Raw genomic sequence first — 519 nt, 5'->3', positions numbered from 1 at the left:
GGCTGCTGCCATTTCCAGATTTGGGCTTAACGTTTACCTGCTCGCTTTCGATTCCAAGCGCTCTGGCAACATTCTCAGTCATTGAACTGACAAACCCTGCTAGTCTAACCTTTTCGATCACGACAACTGCGTCAACATTTAGAATTCGCCACCGACCTCTTATCGACTCAGCTACCTCCATCAGAAACTCTATACTTCTTCGATCTCTGTTTTTTTCATCCTCTGGAAAACTGATGCCGATGTTTCCCGAAGAAGTGCTCCCAAGAATCGCATCGACAATCGCATGACAAAGGGCATCTCCGTCAGAATGGCCCGCAAGATAGAAGGTATCAGATACCTTAACTCCTCCCAGATACATACCTCTGTCTCCGGGCTTGATCGAATGAATGTCGTAACCGATTCCCACCCTGATTCTCATATGAGTCTAATAGGCATAATAACGTATGTATAACCCTGGACATCTACTGGATTCATTTGAAGAGGGCTATTAGAATCAACGAAATTCAACTCCACAGTATC

1 protein-coding gene is annotated in these 519 nt (G+C 45.1%); it reads right to left on the bottom strand.

What is annotated here, in order from left to right:
- Positions 1 to 406, bottom strand: a 406-nt coding sequence (locus tag BG32_RS00920) for a 2-C-methyl-D-erythritol 2,4-cyclodiphosphate synthase (protein WP_259459415.1), incomplete at its 3' end; no start/stop codon positions are given.
- Positions 407 to 519: the final 113 nt, after the last annotated feature.

This window comes from Mesotoga sp. HF07.pep.5.2.highcov (genome assembly GCF_003666285.1).
GTDB classification, from domain to species: domain Bacteria; phylum Thermotogota; class Thermotogae; order Petrotogales; family Kosmotogaceae; genus Mesotoga; species Mesotoga prima.
The sequence above is the reverse complement of the archived record's forward strand: the minus strand, read 5'-3'. Positions and strand labels throughout refer to the sequence as shown.